Source organism: Enterobacter cloacae complex sp.6700776 (genome assembly GCF_048284255.1).
Lineage (GTDB): Bacteria > Pseudomonadota > Gammaproteobacteria > Enterobacterales > Enterobacteriaceae > Enterobacter > Enterobacter intestinihominis.
In genome coordinates this window covers 1-382 of record NZ_JBLVYK010000072.1, presented here as the reverse complement: position 1 = coordinate 382, position 382 = coordinate 1, and the positions used below count along the sequence as shown (strand labels likewise).

Here is a 382-nt window from a genome sequence, read left to right as displayed (position 1 = left end):
CCCAATGGGTGAAAGCTGAATTTCGAAGGAATGCATATTTATCAAGGCTTTGATTATGCTTTTTGAAGTACTGACGTAGAATCTAGGTATGATTCATATCGGTGAGGAAGGTGCCCAGAAAACGGACACATCCAATTTGCAGGGCAATGCCCAGACGGTTGTGATCACCTCTGCTTTTTCCGATAAATTCCTTGTCTGCTTCATCAAGGTGAAAATATCGTGCCAGCTGAAGCTCATCCGGTTCACCGGTGAATCTGCCATAGCTTTCAGTCTGCTCAGTGGTCAGAAAGTCAACGGGCATATCGGCCTCCCTGCCTGACGGGCATTTAGTAACATTTTTCCAACCGTACGAAATGTTATAAATTATCGGACATCGTAAAAC

General features: G+C 44.5%; 1 pseudogene. It reads right to left on the bottom strand.

Annotated features, from left to right (window positions below):
* Window positions 1-94: 94 nt before the first annotated feature.
* Window positions 95-301, bottom strand: a pseudogene (locus tag ACNQ0T_RS23260) (DUF4158 domain-containing protein); the annotation flags it as partial.
* Between the last annotated feature and the right edge of the window lie 81 nt (window positions 302-382).